We start from the raw sequence: 20,120 nt of genomic DNA on the forward strand, positions 1-20,120 counted from the left end.
CTTAATTGCCGAAAATTATGGGCGGCCCACTGAATGATTTTTATCAAGTGCCAGAGGAGATGGAAGGATCCAGTTGTGGTGTTTAAAGGGATGCCATTCCTCTGCCGCAAGATCAACGGAGGAGTCGATAAAAGGTTGTAGCGGGCGACCGTTGATACTTACTCTGGCTTTAGCATAAACAGCAATGTTTTGTCCTCTTTGGGCGTATTCCTTTTTCAGAAATTGCGCAAACTGCCATATATAATCAGGATAGCAGGCCACTTTCTCCTGCTGTCCGGGACTGAGAAAAAGTCCGGGTGGTATAGTCGATGATTCTCCGGTCTCTTTGTCCACGAGGGTAAATTGAATAATTCCTGCTCTGGTTCTCAGCATCATTCTCCAGCTCATCCTATGGCCTTCTTCCGTCCATAAGACATCTCCGGGGATAACATAGTGCCTTAATGGTAGAGCCAACTGTACTAAAAAATAGATCCCCAAACCGGCGAACAGGGTATTTTTATATCCGGGAATACGAATCTCCTCAGCAGTGTAGGGCGCCTTTTTCCTGAAAAAGATTTTCCGAATTTGTTCGGGCGGGAAGAAAAAAACGCTAAATGCCAGAGCCAGATAGGGAAATATTCCGATTTGAAATACAATTGAATTAAAGAGGTGGAAGAATATAGAAAAGCCAAATGCCCACTTCCTTGTTGGCTTCCATAAGAGGGCAGGGACGATCAACAGGTCAAATAAAATACCAACAATACCAATCCCTAAATGTATATACGGTTGTTGCAGTAGTTCACCAATCAGGGGATAGGAAGCTTTTCCTTTCATCAGAATGGCGATAATTGAAAGATCGAGCCAGTCTGCGTAGAGTTTTGCGATGGCTGCGTAGGTATAGACGATAAATAGCTGAAGAATAATAGTCCACTTAACCCAGGCAGGCATGTGGGTTGAAAGGAGGGTGGGATCCCTCTTGCTGTCTAAGGAGGAATAGCGTTCAGCAGGCAGGAAACACATTAAAAAAGATATGAGGATCAGCAGGTAATAGTGATTGTTGTAGGCTGTTTTTTGCATCAGGTAGACTGCAGTCCATAACAGGGTAAAAAGGATGACACTTCCCCTGTATTTATAGCCGAGAGCAATGAAAATCCCCAGAACCCCCATAAGAATAAAATAGTAGTACATGCCATTTCCGGGAAGGGGTTGAAGCCATTCAAAATCGATAAAGGAGAAGGTAAATGAAGGTTCAACCAGGGTTCTTCGGACCCAGCCTGTGAGGATAGCTCCAAAACTTTCAAAGCTTATGAGGAGGCCAAAGAAGATTCGGAATACAATCAGAGCACTGTTGTCTACCCGTTTAAAAAGCAGCTGCCTTAACATCTAAGCCGAAATTATTCTTCGAGTTGTTTCCTGATCTTTCTTAAGCTGTTCTTTTAATTCGTCCAGCGTATCAAACTTTTGCTCTTCCCTTATCCATTGCAGAATATTGATCTGTATGACCTTGTTGTAGAGATTTTCCTTAAAGTCGAGAAAATGGATCTCAATACTTTGATCTTGTCCGTCAACGGTTGGATTAAAGCCGATGTTCATCATCCCGTAGACCCTTTGACCCTTTATATGGCTCTCAATGACATAGGCTCCGTTTTTGGGGATAAGCTTATAGGTCTCTTCGATCCTGAGGTTGGCGGTAGGAAAACCCAGCTGCCTTCCCAGTCCTTTGCCTTTGACAATTTTTCCTGTAAGCATATAGCTATAGCCCAAATAAGAGTTGGCAGTAACCACATCGCCTTCCAGAAGAGCATTTCGAATCTTTGTGGAACTGACCGCTACAGCCTCAATTTCCTGAGCTGGAATTTCTTCTACCTCAAATTCGAGAGTGTTTCCAAAGGCAATGAGATCATTTATGTTGGCATTCCTGTTCCGGCCAAATCGGTGATCATATCCTATAATGACTTTTTTGGCGTGGAGGGCATTGACCAGCATATCCCTTACAAAGGCGGTGGCGCTTAGCCTGGAAAACGTCTTTGTAAAAGGCTGGATAATTAAGTAATCGATTCCCAGTTCTTCCAGGATTTTCTTTTTTTCCCCGATTGTATTGAGGAGTTTTAGATCAGAATCTTTTTGTAAAACCATTCGCGGATGGGGGAAGAAAGTAAGGACAGCCGCCACTCTGTTATTGAGTCTGGCATCATTTATGAGACGTTCAAGTATCAGCTTATGCCCTATATGGACACCATCAAAAGTCCCAATGGTGATGACAGAAGCCTGGTTTTTATCGTATTTAGATATGCTTTGAACTGTTACCACACACTTAAAATAATAAAAAGGCTTATTTTTAAAGATTTAAAGTCCCCGAATGACCACAAAACTACGTCTTGTTTTGCCAATAACCATGTTATTTGCCTGCTTTTACGTAGTGGGGCAAAGTCAATATTGGCAGCCTGCTGAGGTTCAAAACAATATATTGTCTTCCGATCTCAAGGGTTTAGATGCCCAGAAAGTACAATATTTTTCACTTCAGGAATCTCTTTTAAACAGAGAGCTGGAAAAAATTACCTCCCAAAGGGTAGATCAGACCCTGGTATACTTTCCAGATGCAGAAGGACAACTCACTGCTTTTGAGGTAGAAGAAACTCCTGTTTTTTCTCCTGAACTTACAGCCAAATACCCTGAAATAAGGTCCTACTCCGGAATTGGAGTCAACGACAAATCAAAAAGAGTCCGATTCAGTGTTTCGCCAAAAGGAGTAGAAGCCATGTTTGTGAACCACGACGGGAACCACAATCGTTTTCTGCAAAAAGTATCTCCTCAACGAGGGGATTACATTCTCTACGACAGGATAGGATATACAGGTGAAATAGAAAAATTTATCTGTGAAACCGAGGAAAAGCGGATTGCCTCAGCACAAAGCAGCACAAGCAAACTCTTTGACGATCAACGATTGAGAAAATTCAGGATCGCGGTATCAGCCACCGGCGAATACACTCAATTTCACGGAGGTACTGTAGTTGGTGCCCTTTCTGCGATAAATGCCACCCTCACCAGGGTCAATGAGGTGTTTATGTCCGATTTGGGAATCGAATTAGAATTGATTTCCAATAATGATCTCGTAGTGTACACCGATCCTGAGACTGATCCTTATCAAAGCAATCTGAATACAGAAGTTCAGACCACATTGAATAATATTATCGGAGATTTAAATTACGATGTCGGACACCTATTCCACGAAGATACCAATGGGGGGAACGCAGGTTTTATTGGAGCTGTTTGCCAGACCAATCAGAAAGGAAGTGCCTATTCAGCTTCGACCGTTCCCCAGGGTGATGTTTTTGACCTGGATTATGTCGCCCATGAATTGGGACATCAATTTGGGGCCAATCACACCTGGTCCTTTGATTCTGAAGGGACAGGGGTTCAGGCAGAGCCTGCGAGTGGATCAACTATTATGGGCTACGCAGGAATTGTACAGGGAAACAATGTACAGAACAACGGAGACGATTATTTTCACTACTTCAGTATTTTACAGATTTCAGAATACATTCTTACCACTTCCTGCGCAGCAGAGACGACTTTGACCAATTCTCCTCCGATTATCTCGCCTTTGGAGGACTATGTTATTCCGGGTGGAACAGCCTTCGTATTACCGGGAGAGGCTTCAGATCCGGATACCGGAGACGTGCTTACCTTTACCTGGGAACAAATAGATGACGGGGTGGTGACCACAGAAACATTCGGTCCTCAGAACGCAAGTGGGGCAAACTTCCGATCGTTGCCGCCAGCAATTGATTCTGCACGCTATTTTCCCAGGTTGGAAAGGGTAATACAGGGAGAATTAACCCAGGTCAATCCCGCGATAAATTCGGCTTGGGAAACGGTGTCGGAGATAGAGCGCGATTTGAATTTTGCGCTCACTGTCAGGGATAATGCGCCAGGGGGAGGACAGGTGTCTTCTGATGTCCTGAATGTCCGCGTCAGCAATTCTGCAGGACCTTTTGTGGTAAATTCGCAGGCTTCTTCTGAGACCTATAGTGCGGGAACTATACAAACTGTTAGCTGGGACGTTGCAGGCACCAATGCCCCACCGGTGAACACCCAATTTGTTGAAATATTCCTCTCTTTGGACGGGGATTAAGTTACCCTATCCTTCTGGAGGAAAGGACGGCCAATGACGGATCACATGATGTATTGTTGCCCGGCAATGCAACAAATACGGCAAGGATTATGGTAAAAGGCAATCAGAATGTGTTTTTTGCCATAAACAGTGCAGATTTTACCATAGAAGAGTCACCTTTTGTACTTCAATTTGATAATCTCAGTTTTGATGTTTGCCAGCCTGTAGACAAGGTGATTCCCTTTGTTTATGAAACTTACGGGGTTTTAGTGAAGAAGTGGTCTTTAGTGCAACAGGGGTTCCACCGGGCCTGGGCGTTACCTTTTTACCTGGTACAGCTACAAATAACAATACGCCGGTTGATATGACCATATCCAATACGACAGCAGTTCCTGAAGGTGTTTACTCTATCCAGGTATTGGGCACAGCTCCTTCATTTTCGCAGGAATTGACCATCGAACTTACCGTGTTCGATACTGATTTTCCCGAAGTCACATTGGTCAACCCAACAAATTCGGCTATCGATATTCCTCTAAGACCAATACTGAGCTGGGATACCCCGGCGATCAATAATTCCTATCAGATTGAAATTGCAACTGATGCCGGATTTACATCAGTAATCGAATCAGCTACCGTCATATTCAAAAATTACACTCCTGAAAATCTGGCTCCGGAAACCACATATTTTTGGAGAATTAAGCCTGTCACGAATTGTGGAGAAGGCGTATTTGGCAGCGCTTTCAGTTTTACCACCTTACCGGTTAATTGTAAGATGAAAAGTGCTCAAGGCCTTCCATTATCCATCTCTTCAACCGGAACACCCACCGTACAAGCAAGCATTATGGTGGTAGACGATCTGCCAGTCTCAGATATCAATGTCTCTCTGAATATCGATCATAGTTTTCTTTCAGATCTTATTATCAGCTTAATATCTCCTTCGGGAACCGAGGTTGTACTCACCTCTAATTCCTGTTCACAACTGGAGAATATCAATGCGGTTTTTGACGATTCGGCCAGTCCGTTTGCCTGCAATGGTAATCCGGGGATAAGCGGGACCGTAAAACCTTTGGGGTCTCTGGCATCCTTTAATGGCGAATCATCTTTTGGCGAATGGATTCTCTTGGTAAAAGATACGGCACCGGCCGATGGTGGATTTATCCAGGATTTCACTTTGGAACTTTGTGTTGAGGGTATATTCAGACCAGATGCCGATGAGGACAACGTATTTGATGATGGGGATGACCTTTGCCTGGGAACACCACCGAATACGGAAGTCAATGCTGACGGTTGCCCGGTTTATCGTTTTGAGCAGGACAACTTCAATATTTCGCTTACAAGTGAATCCTGCATCACAAGTAATGATGGCCAGATCGATATTACGGCCAATACTTCATTGGATTATACGATAGTGATTTCAGGTAACGGGGTGAACGAAACAGCTGATTTTAGTACGAATTATCAGTTGGAAAATCTTTCTTCAGGTAGTTATTCAGCTTGTATCACAGGCAGCGAGGGCAGTAAAGTATACGAGGAATTTTGTCTTGATTTTGTGATCTCAGAACCCGATCCACTGGCCGTGCTGATCGCCCTTGATCAGGATGCATTGCAAGCCACATTGAATCTAAGTGGTTCTGAACTTTACAATATTGAGTTGAACGGGATTCTCATTCAAACCACAGACAGAGAATTTACGCTTGGTTTAAAACCAGGTGTAAATACGATAAAGGTAACAGGAGCACTACCCTGCCAGGGAACTTTTGAAGAGGTTGTCCTTATTGGTGACGAACCCGTCCTATATCCCAATCCCTTTGTCAGTGAAGTAGAGGCATATGTCCCTTTTTCTGAGTATCCGGTACAGGTACGGATTTATAATTTACTGGGACAGGAAGTGTACTCAGAACAGTATACAGCAGAGGATCAGCTGATCAGAATGAACCTGAATATCCTGCCTTCAGGAGTGTATTTGTTTCGTTTATCAGGAGAAGATTTTAATTACTCAGCTAAGGTTGTAAAGCGATGAAAAAGATATTAATAGTGATCATAGGACTTTTAGCCATGGCCTGCAGCAAGAAATCGCCAAAGCCACCAGAGTCGGCCATGTTGAGTTTCCCCGAGCAGAATTCGGAATGCACAACTGGGATAAGTCTGAATACGACTACGAGTCAGGTTGAATTCCGTTGGCTGGAGGCAAACCATACAGATACTTATGAATTAAGGGTGACAAATATTTTAACCGGTATTTCGGTTACCAATGCACCTACAACAGCACTTTCTGCCAGGGTGCCACTGCTCAAGGGTGTTCCCTATCAATGGCGAGTGACCACCAGAAATAACGAGACTCAGGAAATCGCCGTGAGTGCAGATTGGTTTTTTTATAATGCAGGTTCTCAAACCACATATGCTCCTTTTCCTGCACAGATCCTTGAACCAGCTTCGGGAGCCTCGGTTGTGCGTGATCTGAATAATCAAATTACATTGAGTTGGTCCGGTGCGGATGTAGACAGTGATATTCAGTCTTACCAAGTGTATCTCGATTCTTCCCCAGACCCTCAGGTATTAATTGCCTCTCCATCAGTATTTATCACTGATGTACAAGCTGATGTGGCTGTAGATACCGTTTACTATTGGAGAGTGGTTACTCTTGACAGAGAAGGCAATTCTTCTGATTCGGGGGTTTACTCGTTCAGAGTGATCAGATGATCATGTATTATTGTAAGTATTCATGGTAATATTTACTCCTTGTAAAACAAAGGATTCTATGAGTTCTGTACAGCGATCGAGTCTTTCAGGCAAGGCTTTCTCTTCATTTTCTTCCCATTTACCCAGAACGTAATCTACCTGTCTCCCTTTGGGAAAATCAGATCCCAGACCAAACCGAAGGCGGTTGTACTGACTCGTTTGCAAGCTTTGCTGAACATCGGCGAGTCCGTTATGCCCGCCATCGCTCCCTTTGGTCTTGAGCCTAAGGGTCCCAAATGGTAAATTGATGTCGTCTGTAACGATCAGGAGATGTTCTTTAGGTATTTTCTCTTTTTCCAGCCAATAGTGTACCGCCTTGCCACTTCTGTTCATAAAGGTAGCCGGTTTAAGTAAGAGAATACTGCGCCCTTTTATTTTAAACATAGCGGTGGAGCCGAGCTTATTCTGGACAAAAGTGAGCTCTTTTTTGCTCGCCAGATGATCCAGGATCTGAAAGCCAATGTTATGACGGGTATTGTCGTATTCCGGACCTATATTTCCTAGGCCTGTAATCAGGAATTTTTTCATCTCGTCTTTTTCATTTAGGACAGCCGAGGGTCGGTTAAAGAGGAATGATAAGAAGGAACGCATAGGATTGTTATCGCCCAGCTAAAATACAAAAGCATCCCAAGAAATTTCTCAGGATGCTTTTCTGTGTTCTTTAAGGTGTTATTCTGCACCTTCAGCCGGAGTGGCTTCTCCTTCAGCTGGAGCTGCTTCTCCTTCTGCAGTAGCTTCTGCACCTTCGAGTTCCTCATCGCCTTCTTCCTCATCTTCAATGACGATTGCCGCACGAGCCGTTTTAACTTGTACTACAACAGTTGTTTCAGGGTGCAGGATGGTAAACTTATCGTTTAAGAGGGATTCTACAGTGATATTGTCTCCGATCTTTAGGGTGGAGATATCAATATCAAAGAAATCCGGCAAGTTGTCCGGAAGGGCTTTGATAGCCAGCTTCCTCTTTCTGAATAATAGTCGGCCTCCATTCCGTACTCCTGGAGAGTTTCCGTTTAAACGAACCGGGATATTCATGGTGAGTTCCTTGTCTGCAAATGACTGGTAAAAATCGATGTGCAAGATTTTATCAGTCACCGGGTGGAACTGGATGTCCTGCATGATAGCATTCACCTTGTTGCCGTCTCCCAAATCAACCACAACAGTGTGGGCGTTTGGGGTGTACACCAAGTGTCTGAACTCTAGTTCATCTGCTGCAAAGTGCAATGGCTTTTCCCCTCCGTATACCACGCAAGGGACCTTTCCAGCATTACGTAGGGCCTTCGTTGCCTTCTTGCCCACGCTTTCTCTTTCTGATCCTTTGATTGTAATTGACTTCATTATATAGATTTAAATTGATACTTACATTATAAATTTAGAAGCGATAGAGGTGTTGTGGTGTACGCGATGCATAACATCGGCGAACAGGTCTGCACAACTCAATACTTTAATTTTATCGCTTTTTGGTCTGCTCGGGATGGAATCTGTGATGATCAACTCCTCGAGTTTTGAATTTTTAATTTTTTCATATGCATTTCCCGACAGCAGTCCGTGGGTGGTAATTGCCCTTACGCTCAAGGCTCCTCTTTCCATCATCAGGTCGGCGGCTTTGGTGAGGGTTCCGGCAGTGTCAACCATATCGTCTACCAGGACTACGTTCTTACCATTTACTTCTCCGATCAGTTCCATATGGGAAATCTTGTTCGCCTTAGCCCTTTGTTTGTAACAGATAACCACGTCACTGGAAAGTGCTTTAGAATAGGCATATGCTCTTTTGGATCCCCCCATGTCTGGCGAGGCGATGGTTAAATTATCGAGCTTAAGTTTTTTCAAATAGGGCAGGAAAAGGGTAGAAGCAAACAGATGATCTACCGGTTTTTCAAAAAAGCCCTGTATCTGATCTGCGTGGAGGTCCATGGTAATGATCCTTGTTGCTCCGGCAGTTTCCAACATTTTTGCTACCAGTTTGGCTGCAATAGGCACTCTTGGCTTGTCCTTTCTGTCCTGCCTTGCCCAACCATAGTAAGGCATTACTGCTGTGATATGCCTGGCAGAGGCTCTTTTTGCCGCATCGATCATCAGCAACATCTCCATCAGGTTTTCCGGACCGGGATTTGTGGAGCCGATGATAAAGATCCGTGTGCCGCGAATGGATTCTTCAAAGGAAGGTTGAAATTCCCCGTCACTATAGCGCGAAAAAAGCACCTTGCCCAAGTCGGTTCCATACGACTTGGCAATTTTTTCCCCTAGCTCCTTACTCTGGCTACAGGCAAAAATTTTCGGTTCTGGTACTTGATACGGCATAAGGTAACAGCTTGTTCGCTAGTTTTTTACAGCGCCTTTTTCCAAAGGAGGTGCAAATTTATAAATTTATTTGGCTTAAGGCCGATAAATGGGTAGAATTTTAAGGTCTCAAACAAAATTATTTTTTAGCTTTGCACACCCATTTAATTCGGTGGCGGTCCCTATATCCTGATAGTTAACTGGATGGAGGTAAACGCGGACCGATATGGCAAAGCCTCGGTGGCGGAATTGGTAGACGCGCTGGATTCAAAATCCAGTGATAGCAATATCGTGTGGGTTCGATTCCCACCCGAGGTACAGTTAAAAGCCTTCTAAGTACTTGTATTTAGGAGTCTTTTATATTTAAGGTGACGAATAAGTGACGATATTTAACTAAATATTGAGTATAGGAAGGTTCAAATATGCTCTTATAACGCATCCTAGGGAGCTCTGCATCTATTTTAGCACGTTATTGACGGATGATAGGAGCAAGTTCTTTCGGTTGATTTCAAAGCACTACTTAAATTACAAATAGGATATTCATTTTACGTCTTTTTCAATATTTGGTATCTAATATGGATACTATTCAAACTTAACCGCTGTTCCATAAATAATTACGCCATTTGCACCACCGAGCCCAAAACCTGGCGTCATTCTCAGTCCTACAATACCGTGGAATCCATTTAACTTATAATGCTTTGCCAAGTCCCTTATCCCGTCGAACGTATTTATTGAGACTTGTTGAAAAAATTCTGTTTCGCGAATCTTTCTGTTTACAGTAACATCTGAAGTATGAACCTCGAAACCCTCAAGTGCTTTATACATTTTGTCTTCTGCACTTTCTGAATCAAACCAACCCATAGTATTTAAGTATTTTATTTCATTTTTATCGCAAAATAGAAAGCTCCTACATTGCAACCACCCACCAAACAAACTTTATGTATTTCCTCTGACTTTGTCCAATCTTGCCCGTGAAAATAAGACTCTTCGAAGTATTGTTGATTCTACGTGATAAAAATGGCTATAGCTTGGATAAACGCACCTATTCCTATTAAGGCCAGAAAACCAGGTACTTTCCTTTGACGCCTATATGTTTTTAATCTTCCCTCTTCACTATCTACTCCACTTAATTTTACTGAACCGCGAGGCTGGTATTTTGGAGTTGGTGTATTCAGTGCAGCAAATATGCTGCCTACTGTAATAAATAATAGTCCTATTAAATTCAAAATTTGATTAATATCCATAGTTATAGTTTATACTTCTTAAAAAGAAAATAATTCGGGTAAGTGTATTGGAATTGTGAAGTAATGCTTAATTACTTACAGAAAAGTTCGTAACCTTTTTTTGTAAAATAGAATTTTGCAACCTTAGAGTCCATATCTAACTCATACACATATAAAACACTGCCCCCTCTTTTATCATATAATATTTTATGTGAGTAATGGTAGTATTTCCTATACTCACTTATACCATAAAGATCTAAAATATATTTTGGTGATCTAACTTCAAAATAATGGCCATTATCGTCGTAGTTAGTTTGAGTTATCTTGGAAGGTCCGTACGACTGAGTCCCGTCGTATGAATCGATTTTGCTGAAAACCTTTTCGTCAAAATTAAATTTATAGTTTTCTTCGCCGCAATAAGTAGACGTATTTCCTCTTATGTAGTCCGTCTGAAATTGTTGTGAAAAAAACGGTGTCACAATAAATATTGTAAAAACAGAACTTAAAAATATTAGTTTCATGAGAATGTGTTTTAATCTTTAAAAAAGTCCTTTTTTGGATTAATTTCATTGCCCATTAATTTGAGCAAGTGTATAAATCCCTTTTGTATTCTTTCAGTCATTTCATTATGACCGTTTTTCATGTGAATCCCGATTTCGGAAATGAATTCTTCCTCCTTGTGAACATAAATACTTTTGCTATTTGAAATAATAAAAATGTCCAAGGTGTTATTAGTCCTATTTTTACCTGAAAGATTTACCGCTGAAATAACTCTTGGTAAAAACGAATAGTAATCATAGGTGCTTTTTTCTAGTAATGGATTCCAACTTTTTTTTGTAAATACCAATATCTCCCCCCAATCAGAATCATCTTTAATTTCAACCTGATATGTTCCCATAAAAGAATTGTCTCCGTAAGATTCTAACTTTAGATTAAGCCATTCTATTGTTTCTTCTTTTGTTTGTGAGAAGTTTACATTAGATATTAAAACAAATAATAGAAATAGATTTTTCATTTTGGTCACATCCAAGTTTACCACAATCATTTATATAGTTTTTCTCGATTATAGGAGGGAACACCAAACAATATTTTAATATTTTCAACAAACCTCAAGGCTATTGGCAATGGTAATGATTTTCCTGAAGGACTTAAAACCAACAAATCTTGGTAATCAGATGTTGAAACTGGTAAAGGAAATTCCTTTCTATTTATCTCTACTATAGAGACCTCTATTAATCGGTCCTTTGCCTTTAGGTTAACAGTAACAAAATACAAACCATCTTCTGCTGGATAGAGATCATAAACCATAGAATTTAAGTCAATATCATCTCTGTAAAAACTTCTCGTTGAGACTATATTTTGATCTTTCCCCAGGAACATTTCGTTCTTAATAACAAAGCTTTTGTCATTTTCATTGAATGAAATGTCTGTTTTAGTGTAACACTTTGTACCTAAGTAAAATTCGTTGTAAAGGATTTTCTCGACTTTAAGAATTGCCTCAGTTCTCTCAGAAATAGTTTGAGCGAAAGTTGATTGTGTTGAAATAAATAAGAAGATTAATAATTTAAATAAATCATTCATGCTTGTGGAATATATGATTCAATGAGTGCATAGACATTAAGTTAAAAATGGCAGATTAATAAATACTGCCTACCATTTAAGAAAATGAGTTTCTAGGAATTAATCAAATTTAGGAGAGCACCTCAGTACGTCCGAGTATGGTTCAATATGTTTCCAAAATGCTTTTCCCGCACTATCATAATGATCAATAGAATAATTTAGTTTGGTGTTTGAACCAACTTGGTAAATATATTCGTCACAGTTATAGGAGTATTTTCGTTTGAAACATACTATGGCAAAATAGTAGGCTTTGTACTCAATAAATACATTATAAAAAGTTACACTAGAGATTGCTTCACTATCATAACTCCTATAAGTAGTTCCGTTATTTTCAGATTTAACTAAGTCAATTAATTCCTCACAAGTTTGTGCCTTAACATTCATAAATGCTGAAATCAAAAAAGCTATCAAGAGTGTTTTACGCATCCTTTTAAATTTGATTAACAAACGATTATCAACTGCTTATATTGTTCAGGATTTAGTAATACTAAATTACAATGGATGCTCCCTACATCAATCTTTATTAATCACAAAGAAAAAATTTAGATTAAATGCAAAGCGCATTCTAGTCTCTGCCTACTTTAACTTAGGATAGTTTGTTAAACTGTACAATAGATAGTTAAGTATATGAATATGTTTATACATTTGGTATTATTCCATAGGTTAGGAAATATTTTGGTGTCATAATCAAATACTCCATGTTTCTGAATCTTTGATTTGATCGAGGGAAGGAAAGCTATTTGGAGTTCTACTCAGATGTTTGTAATGATGGAGCGGTTGAATTAATATTATGTATAAAGAAAGTAGTACTTTCAAGACCCTTAATAACACCTTTCCCCGCCCCTCTTCTCACAGCATATGTTCTTTCAGTAACCAAACTAACTTCTTTCGCAATAACTTCTGCTTGTCCTTTAGAATTGGGTGAATAATAAAAAACTGCAGGCTCAGAACTCATCCAAGTAGGCTTTTTATTACCTGAACTATAATCCCCACCAACACTGACGGAATATCCTTTACTTTTTAAATAATCCTCAATCTCTTCATTTTCACGTTTCTGGACACCGAAGGAATAGACCGTCACAATAAATTTACTATTCTTTATATTCGAAGAATTAAATGAGAGAATTCTATTCGTAAGGTCATTATTATCAACACTTCTTATTGCAAGTAAAATACTATCTCGCTTGTTTATACCTTCAATTAATGAATCGATGGTGGCATTAGTTTCTTTACGTAATTCAGCAAGTCTTTCAACATGTTCTTCGTTATCTTCGTTTATTTCCACGTTTTCCTTAGAAACTTCAGTATACCGTATAAAAAGATAAATAATACTTACAAATAATAGAACAACAATAATTAAATACCATACCAAAACTTTTTTACTTTTGGCAATGTCCTTTTGTGATATTAACTTATTAGTTTTCTGATCCGCCATTTTCATTTTTTTTACTTTTGGTAAAGACTCGTATTAGGCTTTCAATTATATTGTTACGTTGTTCATCATTCTCTGATTTGTCTAATTGACCTTTTAAAATTGCAACCAAAACAACGCCTATTATACCAAACACAGATATTCCGCCACCCATTAATCTTTGTGCTAAATCCAAATCACCCTTGAATACACTATACAATAGAGCTACCATTAATGCTGCAATAAAAGAAGCAGAAGGACCTTTATTGATATATCGTACCAAGTTTCTTTATAAGCCGTCATAAAATCATTGGCATTTCTTAATTTTTTAATATCGTCGATCTAACAGAAGTAAAAGATAAATTAAAAAAGCAATTACTTCAAAGAATATTACCGAAAGGTAGAAAAGGCACTATAATAACCCTATTATTCGATGATCGTTTTTTGAACTTTCATTTCAGAAAAATTATTCAGACAGTATAAATGGCCATAACCAGGTTATCTCCTCTGAGGGGGTGGGGGGTCAATTCGGTTGAATTTATCGGAGTGGATAAGTCATATAACCTAAATTCATTTTACGTCAAGTGTTCATTTTCAACCTATAGGTCTTAAGGAATAAAGACCGTCACTACTTTCTGAACTCTAAATTCCCTAAAAGCTAATCATCACAAAAAGCTTCAGATTTGCTTAGCCAAATTAGGTAGCCCTCAAAATAATCTCTTGTATACATATCAACTGTCTGCACATATAAGCATTCTTCTGGGTTAGATTGAAGGTTTTTAAGCCTACCATATTCTTTATAGGTTATGGATACATAAATACCACAATTGTCATTACTAGTTAAACAATCACAACTTTCCGCAATGTAAGCTGCATAAACAATGCAAGGATCCGGCTCCGTATCCCAAATACCCCAATCATAAGAATCGCAACCAAGAGAAAAAAAAATTAAGAATATCAAACAAAACATTTTTTTCATAACTGGGAGATTTTGGTTATTAATTAGTTTCTGAATATGAAAAAATTCTGTTTCAAACTTTCAAAACGAATTTGCACAAAAAATAAATTTAAGGAGTCCCAAAACTTAACTCAAACATAAATCAGGACAACAAACCCTTGATCCTATATTAAACCATTACTGCTCTGAGATCGTTGAAAATAACCTCAACACCCAACTTACATCCTTTTTACGTCTAGCTTTCATTGTCAACCTATTCCTGATTTTTGTAACACTTTTCGATTACCATTAACGAGGTGTATTTTGAATTTAATAATACTTGTTGAAAATATTACATGAGTTACAAGCTCAGGAATCGTAGTAAGTATTCAAGACCAGCCTCGAGCAGTAGAATCACGTTAAAATGATCTGATAATAAAATTTAAGGGATTTTATTGCGCGAGCTTGACGGGAAGCTTTCCTTTGGAAAGCAATCCCGGTGAGTTTTGATGTATGAGTTGTGCGGCAGGTTTTTTTGAAGCAAGCGAAGCGTTTCTTTTCGCGGTTTTCTTGTGCGAGCTTGCAAGTAAGCAATCCCGGCGGGTTTTGATTTTCAATTTTAAAGATGGTTATTTAATAACGGAAGGTCTACAAGTGAGATTCTCGTAGTGGCCATGAGTCGTTAAATTATTTCAAGTGCTCGCAATTTGAGGTCTATTCATCATCAGACCACCTGGTATTCTTTTCTTTTTTACTATTGTCCAGGGCTTTCACGTATACCCAGATTACTCCAGCCAAAACTAGTGCGAATAAAAAGATTTCGAAATAAATACTAGAGGTCCAATCTTCCATATGCCAAAGTTTTTATAATTAATTGAGTGGAATCTTTTAGTCTTTTTTAAAGTTACAAATTTTTTCCCTGGGATTTTACTGAATTATGAAACCCCGAAATCTGGTTTTTGACCTTTGCCAAATCGAGATTAAAGGAGAGCATTTAGCGAATTTTGTTTTATTAGGATAAGATCTCTGATCAGGTCCTTTAAAGGCACTGGAAACTGATATAACAACAACTGCTTTACAGTACATACCGGCATCTTATTTCCTTTTGATTGAAAAAAAAATACTTTCGGACAATTAAAACTATGCTTCGTCCTGATTATAAGAGAAATAAGGCTCAAATGATATAACTTATAGAAATCCATTTTTACACATCACAGTAAATTTTAACTAAATAAACCATTACGCCATGTTTAAAACAATGAAACCCGCCGTTTGGCTATCAGCAGCATTATTGTGTCTGTTTATTGCCTGTCAATCCAACAAAGAACCTCAAATGACCTATCCGGAAGGTGAAATTCCGGTAAGCACAACCTCAGATGAGGCCATGCAGGAATTCTTAAAAGGATTAGAATTACTCGATCAGGGAAATGCTCAAAGTGCACGCCCGTATTTCGATAAAGCCCTGGAACTAGACCCTGATTTTGTTAGTGCGCGGTGGTATCGTGCCAACAGTGCCAGTTCGGCTAAGGATTTCGCTGAAAACAGGGATAAATTCTTAGCTATGGGAGCTAAGGCCAATGAAGGGGAGAAATTGATGATAGAAATGATCGAGGCCAACATGGCTAACGACCGGGAAAAGAGGAAAGAGTTAATTACAGAGCTTGTGGAAAAGTACCCCAAATCTGCACGTGCTTTGGATATGATGGCAGGATACTACAACGGTAACGATGAAACGGCTAAGGCCAGGGAGATCTGGTCTAAGGCCATAGCAATAAATCCGGATCACCTTCCAACCATAACCAATCTGGGATTTTCTTATTTGTTTACAACGCCAAAAGATTATACGAAAGCCCAAAAATATATGGAAATGGCAGTTGCGAAAGCTCCTGAGAGCTCTCGTGCACAGATCAATCTTGGAGATTGTTATCGTGCCCAGGGAAATCTGAACAAGGCATTGGGCAGTTATTTGAAAGCTGCTGAACTCGATCCCAATGACGATGTTGCTTTCTCCAAAGCGGGTCATGCAAATAGTTTCCTCGGTAATCTGGAAGCGGCCAGAAAGAACTACAAGGACAGCAGGGCAGTGAGTGAAATGGGATTGGCAGGATATAATTTTGAGGCGAACACTTACATTCTGGAAGGTGACCACGAAAAGGCCCTTGCTCATCTAAAGAATGCTATTGAGGAGATCGATCAGAAAGACGTTCCATCCAGCAACAAGTTATGGACAATTATGGGACTGACCTCAGATTGTGCGGCCATAGCCATGCACCAAGGGGATAGTGAAGCACTGAAAGGGTATGTGGAAGATATGAAACCGATGTCCGGTCAAATGATAGAGGAAATAAATGCCAGTGGGTTTACCATGAATCAAAATGCGAATATGCATTTTTGGGAGGCAATGACCTCAGCTGTTGCCGGAAATTATGAAGCAGCGGCAGAAACGGCGGAGCTAATCAAGTCTGATATGGAAGCCAGTGACAATCCTAATAAATTTAGACGTTATCACAGGGTTCACGCCTATGTAAATTTCCAGCAGGGGAACTTCGAAAAGGCACTTGAGCATATGGCCGAGTTAGACCCGGATGATGTTTACAATAAATATTGGATGGCCAGGGCCTATAAAAATATGGGAGATGAAGAAAAAGCCATGCAATTAGCTGAGGAAATCGTAAATGACAACTTCAATAGTACTCAGTATGTCCTCATTTTGAATGAAGCCAAGGAAATGCTGGCTGCCAGTAGTTGAATGAATTTCTAAATGGTAAGAAGGCGGGATTCGTTACGGGTTCCGCTTTTTTTGATGAAGTCCACTGGCTATAAACAAAACTCCGGTTATTATAAAAGGAAGGGTAATAACTGCAATGATTCCAAGGCTCATCCAGACAGAATGGTTGTTGTTGTAATTCAGGGTGAAGACGATCGGACTCAGAACCAGACCCAGGACGAGGAAGATGATTCCACCCGGTATTTCTCTTTTCCAGGCAATGAGTAACACCAGGAGTAATATAAAGGAAGGGATGAGGTGAATGAGAAAGCCTCCCATTTGTTGCCAGATCGTGAGGCTGGGTTCAAAGGCGTCGAGTGCGAACATACTTATAAAAAGTATACCCAGGATCCCTAATATTCTAGGTGACCAGTGGAGTATTTTAATTAGATTGCTCATTTTTCCTGTGCTTATTTACACGGTCGGGTTACAAGACAAGGGAGTCAATGTAATTTCGCTCAAGCCAATAGGAATTCCTATGATATTAGTCAGGAATTCAGTTACTTCAGGCTTCAATAGAAGAATAGTTAAGGGATGAGTTGCCCTGCTGGAAATTTATATGAGTCCGCTTCCTAAGGCAATTGAAATAAAAATTAACATGATGGCAACACTCAGTTGTAAAAATTTCAGAGTTACTTTTTTTAATAGTTTATTGCCAAAATAAGCCCCTGCAATAGCCGAGAGCGTGGCGGAAATAATTAGCGTTGAATTATCCGCTAAACCCGATTTTGTGAATCTGGAGGCATAAACACTTAAGCGTGTGAAGTCGACAAAAGTGGAAACAACGACTGCCGTGCCTACAAAAGCTTCCTTTGAGAGTCCGGCTTTGATAAGAAAAGCACTTCTCAAAGCGCCTTGATTCCCTGAAAGACCTCCAAAGAACCCGCTTAAAGCCCCTCCAATGGGCAATTTGTCCTTTGCAAATTGAAGTTTCTGGAAATAGGGTATCAAATCCATGGATGCAAAGATGATGAGCAGGATTGAAATGATAAATTTTACCGGGAATACTTCAAACGTCTTTCCATATAGTTGATAGGCAAACAAGGGATTTGTGTCTGGAATATGTAGCAGTACCCAGGCTCCTATAAAGGCGAAGATAACAGAAGGGACACCAAACCTGAAAAGCACCTGCTTATCTGCATTCCTGCCAACCAACAGGATTTTAAAAACATTATTAAAAAAATGAACAATGCCGGTGAGTGCTATAGCCAGCTCTACCGGGAAAAAGAGCATAAAAATAGGGGTGAGGATAGTCCCGAGTCCGAATCCGGAGAAGAAGGTAAGGATGGCGACAAAAAATGCGACAATAGAAATGAGGATAATCTCCATATCATTAAAGGGTGTAGTAGGATTTTTATTTACTGTTCTTCACAGTCGTGGTATTTGTATTGAACTGCGATAAAAACCTATTATAAATAGGATAAGGCACAAGATAATAAATAATACAAAAGTGAAATATCAGGGTGTTACAGGGTGAAAATTACTCCTGGAATTCAGATTGTTTGCCAAATACCATTATTTTTAAGGATGATACTACGCAAGGCATCAAATGCCAATACCTTTTTAGCTCACCTTCTGGCCGGGCTGGTTCTGCTTCTCGGTTTTTATTCCTGCAGTTCAAAGGATGGAAAGGAAATAAATCCGGATGTGGAACAGCACGACTCCATTACCCAATCACTTACAGAGGAAGAATTGATGGACCTGGTACAACAGCAAACCTTTTCGTATTTCTGGGATTTTGGTCATCCCTTCAGCGGCATGGCCTTAGAACGTTCGCAGAAGGATGCTTATGGGGTAGCCGGATTCGAGATAGTAACTAGTGGGGGCAGCGGCTTTGGAGTAATGGGACTTATCGTAGGGGTGGAGCGGAATTTTATAACCCGGCAACAGGCTGTGGAACGATTGCATAAGATTACTGACTTATTGTTGCAAGGGGATCGTTTCCACGGAGCTTTCCCGCATTGGTACTACGGAAGCACAGGGAGAGTGCGGCCCTTTTTTACTGAGGATAACGGTGGCGATATTGTGGAGACGTCCTTTATGATAATGGGGCTGCTGACAGCACGCCAATATTTTAATGAGGAAAATGAGCAGGAGGGCTCCCTGCGCGAAAAGATCAACCAGCTCTGGGAAGAAGTAGAATGGGATTGGTATACCAACGGAGCAGATGTCTTAACCTGGCACTGGTCACCGGATTATGAGTGGGCAATCAACCATCAGATCAGGGGTTATAATGAAGCTCTGATCACCTACGTTTTGGCAGCGTCCTCTCCTACACATCCTGTCGATGCTGAAGTGTATCATCAGGGATGGACCTCGGGGTCCGACTTTTACAATGGCAGCGAATACTATGATCAATGGGTATTGCCACTGGGGCCAGATCTTGGAGGACCCTTATTTTTTGCCCATTATTCCTTTTTGGGCCTTGATCCAAGGGAGCTTGAGGATGACTATGCGGATTATTGGCAGCAGAATGTAAATCACACTTTGATCAATAGGGCATATTGTTTGGAGAATCCCAAGGGGTATGCAGGATATGGCAAAGACAACTGGGGACTTACGGCCAGTGATAACCATTTGGGATATTCGGCCCACAGCCCTACCAACGACCTTGGTGTTATCTCTCCTACGGCAGCCATATCCTCTTTGCCCTACACACCGGAATACGCAATGGATGCGATGCGGAGTTTTTACGAGAATCATCAGGGGCGATTATGGGGACCATATGGATTTTATGATGCGTTTAACCTCAGCGAGAACTGGTATGCAGACAATTACCTCGCCATAGACCAGGGCCCTATTTTGGTGATGATTGAAAACTACAGAACCGGGTTATTGTGGGATCTCTTTATGTCTTGCCCTGAGGTAAAAACAGGCCTTTTGAGACTTGGTTTTAGAAGCCCCCATCTCAATTGACTGTTTTATACTTGACAGTTAGGGAAATTGCAGGGTGAAAAGCAGGCCCGCTTGTCGTTCATCGATCATGTACTGGTATTCATCGGATTAGAGTGAATCGGCGGCGTTCGATTAACGGTATCTTCTCATAGATATTC

At 40.4% G+C, this 20,120-nt stretch carries 22 protein-coding genes and 1 tRNA gene; 7 read left to right on the forward strand and 16 right to left on the reverse strand.

Annotated elements, in window-relative coordinates:
* Positions 1-15 precede the first annotated feature (15 nt).
* Positions 16-1,362 carry an HTTM domain-containing protein gene (locus tag EQY75_RS00600; protein ID WP_129601929.1) on the reverse strand — a complete coding sequence of 449 codons (1,347 nt, stop codon included), beginning with the start codon at positions 1,360-1,362 and terminating at the stop codon, positions 16-18.
* A complete protein-coding gene (locus tag EQY75_RS00605; RefSeq protein WP_129601932.1) occupies positions 1,363-2,289 on the reverse strand; it encodes a bifunctional riboflavin kinase/FAD synthetase in 927 nt (308 codons plus the stop codon).
* Positions 2,290-2,338: 49 nt separating this feature from the next.
* Here EQY75_RS00605 and EQY75_RS14120 point away from each other — a divergent pair, with 49 nt between their 5' ends.
* From EQY75_RS14120 to EQY75_RS00615, 4 genes are all read left to right on the forward strand, one after another.
* The gene (locus EQY75_RS14120) at positions 2,339-4,114 is read left to right on the forward strand and encodes a reprolysin-like metallopeptidase (protein WP_246019922.1); all 1,776 of its coding nucleotides are present in this window, start codon (positions 2,339-2,341) and stop codon (positions 4,112-4,114) included.
* An 89-nt stretch (positions 4,115-4,203) separates the two neighbouring features.
* On the forward strand, positions 4,204-4,461 hold the full coding sequence (locus tag EQY75_RS14125) for a hypothetical protein (RefSeq protein ID WP_246019923.1): 258 nt from the start codon (positions 4,204-4,206) through the stop codon (positions 4,459-4,461).
* Positions 4,458-6,113 carry a proprotein convertase P-domain-containing protein gene (locus EQY75_RS14130; RefSeq protein ID WP_246019925.1) on the forward strand — a complete coding sequence of 552 codons (1,656 nt, stop codon included), beginning with the start codon at positions 4,458-4,460 and terminating at the stop codon, positions 6,111-6,113. Before EQY75_RS14125 ends, EQY75_RS14130 begins: the two co-directional genes overlap by 4 nt.
* Positions 6,110-6,793 carry a hypothetical protein gene (locus EQY75_RS00615; RefSeq protein ID WP_129601934.1) on the forward strand — a complete coding sequence of 228 codons (684 nt, stop codon included), beginning with the start codon at positions 6,110-6,112 and terminating at the stop codon, positions 6,791-6,793. Before EQY75_RS14130 ends, EQY75_RS00615 begins: the two co-directional genes overlap by 4 nt.
* Here the strand turns inward: EQY75_RS00615 and pth are convergent, their stop codons facing one another.
* The 3 genes from pth to EQY75_RS00630 all read right to left on the reverse strand — a co-directional run bounded on the left by pth (position 6,794) and on the right by EQY75_RS00630 (position 9,130).
* Positions 6,794-7,423 carry an aminoacyl-tRNA hydrolase gene (gene pth / locus EQY75_RS00620; protein ID WP_129601935.1) on the reverse strand — a complete coding sequence of 210 codons (630 nt, stop codon included), beginning with the start codon at positions 7,421-7,423 and terminating at the stop codon, positions 6,794-6,796. It abuts the gene before it with no gap.
* Between the two features lie 78 nt (positions 7,424-7,501).
* On the reverse strand, positions 7,502-8,167 hold the full coding sequence (locus tag EQY75_RS00625; RefSeq protein WP_129601937.1) for a 50S ribosomal protein L25/general stress protein Ctc: 666 nt from the start codon (positions 8,165-8,167) through the stop codon (positions 7,502-7,504).
* Positions 8,168-8,188: 21 nt separating this feature from the next.
* Complete coding sequence (locus tag EQY75_RS00630) at positions 8,189-9,130, reverse strand: ribose-phosphate pyrophosphokinase (RefSeq protein ID WP_129601939.1); 942 nt, start codon at positions 9,128-9,130, stop codon at positions 8,189-8,191.
* 213 nt (positions 9,131-9,343) lie between these two features.
* On the opposite strand from EQY75_RS00630, the gene EQY75_RS00635 reads away from it, so the two are divergent.
* Positions 9,344-9,427: transfer RNA gene (locus tag EQY75_RS00635), tRNA-Leu, on the forward strand.
* Positions 9,428-9,691: 264 nt separating this feature from the next.
* On the opposite strand, the gene EQY75_RS00640 is transcribed toward EQY75_RS00635, so the two are convergent.
* From EQY75_RS00640 to EQY75_RS13940, 9 genes are all read right to left on the reverse strand, one after another.
* A complete protein-coding gene (locus EQY75_RS00640; RefSeq protein WP_129601941.1) occupies positions 9,692-9,970 on the reverse strand; it encodes a hypothetical protein in 279 nt (92 codons plus the stop codon).
* A 143-nt stretch (positions 9,971-10,113) separates the two neighbouring features.
* The gene (locus EQY75_RS00645; protein ID WP_129601943.1) at positions 10,114-10,353 is read right to left on the reverse strand and encodes a hypothetical protein; all 240 of its coding nucleotides are present in this window, start codon (positions 10,351-10,353) and stop codon (positions 10,114-10,116) included.
* Between the two features lie 511 nt (positions 10,354-10,864).
* A complete protein-coding gene (locus EQY75_RS00650) occupies positions 10,865-11,377 on the reverse strand; it encodes a hypothetical protein (RefSeq protein WP_129601945.1) in 513 nt (170 codons plus the stop codon).
* A complete protein-coding gene (locus tag EQY75_RS00655) occupies positions 11,374-11,913 on the reverse strand; it encodes a hypothetical protein (protein ID WP_129601947.1) in 540 nt (179 codons plus the stop codon). The genes EQY75_RS00650 and EQY75_RS00655 overlap by 4 nt, the downstream gene beginning before the upstream one ends.
* A gap of 99 nt (positions 11,914-12,012) precedes the next feature.
* Positions 12,013-12,378, reverse strand: a complete 366-nt coding sequence (locus tag EQY75_RS00660) for a hypothetical protein (protein WP_129601949.1) — start codon at positions 12,376-12,378, stop codon at positions 12,013-12,015.
* Positions 12,379-12,700: 322 nt separating this feature from the next.
* Positions 12,701-13,387: a hypothetical protein gene (locus tag EQY75_RS00665; protein WP_129601951.1), complete on the reverse strand. Its 687-nt coding sequence runs from the start codon at positions 13,385-13,387 to the stop codon at positions 12,701-12,703.
* Complete coding sequence (locus EQY75_RS00670; protein WP_129601953.1) at positions 13,368-13,646, reverse strand: hypothetical protein; 279 nt, start codon at positions 13,644-13,646, stop codon at positions 13,368-13,370. Before EQY75_RS00670 ends, EQY75_RS00665 begins: the two co-directional genes overlap by 20 nt.
* 375 nt (positions 13,647-14,021) lie before the next feature.
* Positions 14,022-14,342, reverse strand: a complete 321-nt coding sequence (locus EQY75_RS00675) for a hypothetical protein (RefSeq protein WP_129601955.1) — start codon at positions 14,340-14,342, stop codon at positions 14,022-14,024.
* A 672-nt stretch (positions 14,343-15,014) separates the two neighbouring features.
* Positions 15,015-15,152 carry a hypothetical protein gene (locus EQY75_RS13940; protein ID WP_165200410.1) on the reverse strand — a complete coding sequence of 46 codons (138 nt, stop codon included), beginning with the start codon at positions 15,150-15,152 and terminating at the stop codon, positions 15,015-15,017.
* A 394-nt stretch (positions 15,153-15,546) separates the two neighbouring features.
* On the opposite strand from EQY75_RS13940, the gene EQY75_RS00680 reads away from it, so the two are divergent.
* Positions 15,547-17,049 carry a tetratricopeptide repeat protein gene (locus EQY75_RS00680; RefSeq protein ID WP_129601957.1) on the forward strand — a complete coding sequence of 501 codons (1,503 nt, stop codon included), beginning with the start codon at positions 15,547-15,549 and terminating at the stop codon, positions 17,047-17,049.
* A gap of 33 nt (positions 17,050-17,082) precedes the next feature.
* On the opposite strand, the gene EQY75_RS00685 is transcribed toward EQY75_RS00680, so the two are convergent.
* Positions 17,083-17,466, reverse strand: a complete 384-nt coding sequence (locus tag EQY75_RS00685) for a DUF7670 domain-containing protein (protein ID WP_129601959.1) — start codon at positions 17,464-17,466, stop codon at positions 17,083-17,085.
* A 156-nt stretch (positions 17,467-17,622) separates the two neighbouring features.
* A complete protein-coding gene (locus EQY75_RS00690) occupies positions 17,623-18,396 on the reverse strand; it encodes a sulfite exporter TauE/SafE family protein (protein ID WP_129601961.1) in 774 nt (257 codons plus the stop codon).
* A gap of 198 nt (positions 18,397-18,594) precedes the next feature.
* Between EQY75_RS00690 and EQY75_RS00695 the strand changes: the two genes are divergently transcribed.
* Entirely contained in the window at positions 18,595-19,983 is a 1,389-nt protein-coding gene (locus tag EQY75_RS00695; protein WP_129601963.1) for a glucoamylase family protein, read from the forward strand.
* Positions 19,984-20,120 lie beyond the last annotated feature (137 nt).

The sequence above is a fragment of the Muriicola soli genome (assembly GCF_004139715.1).
GTDB lineage: Bacteria > Bacteroidota > Bacteroidia > Flavobacteriales > Flavobacteriaceae > Muriicola > Muriicola soli.